Origin of the sequence: Aeromonas sp. PS2Canimalfood6 (genome assembly GCF_048276795.1) — a bacterium.
GTDB classification, from domain to species: Bacteria; Pseudomonadota; Gammaproteobacteria; order Enterobacterales; family Aeromonadaceae; genus Aeromonas; species Aeromonas caviae.
This window is the reverse complement of the sequence record NZ_JBLUXC010000165.1, coordinates 1-493: the sequence shown is the minus strand read 5'-3', so window position 1 is coordinate 493 and position 493 is coordinate 1. Positions and strand designations below refer to the sequence as shown.

Here is a 493-nt window from a genome sequence, read left to right as displayed (position 1 = left end):
GTGGTGCAATCAGGCCGCCCGATGAAGCAGGAACCCGGTACTGCGCGAGCAGCTATCACCCAGTAATGGGAATCCCCCTCCTGTGACGCGAAGCGCTAAGGTGGGGGAGGATGTCAAGCTCGCACCCCTGATAGGGATTGATGGAGCGACTGAAGGGAAGATCCGGCGAATCGTTGTAGCTGATGATGCTGCGGGCGCTGATCTCCGTCACCTCGGTGCGGGGAGCGCTGGCGGCAAATGCCGCGTCCCAGTCGCTCTGACTCCAGCCGTCGTCAACGGTTTCTATTTGCGGGCCGCTGAAGCGGTGCTCGACATTGTGGTTCGCGCCTCGTCCTGCCATCACATCACCAATGCACTGTTTATATATACAGTTACCTGATTACCCATGATTAGCAGTCACCACGAGCTATACTGATCTTACGTACAGTTACTGAGGTGCGAGATCATGGCCAAAAGCAAAGTCCAATTCCAGAAAGGCTACAGCCTGTTTGAT

The 493-nt window shown here is 55.8% G+C and carries 1 pseudogene; it reads right to left on the bottom strand.

The window, feature by feature from the left end:
* Nucleotides 1-118: 118 nt before the first annotated feature.
* Nucleotides 119-340 (bottom strand): annotated as a pseudogene (locus tag ACNPAA_RS21075) (radical SAM protein); the annotation flags it as partial.
* Nucleotides 341-493: the final 153 nt, after the last annotated feature.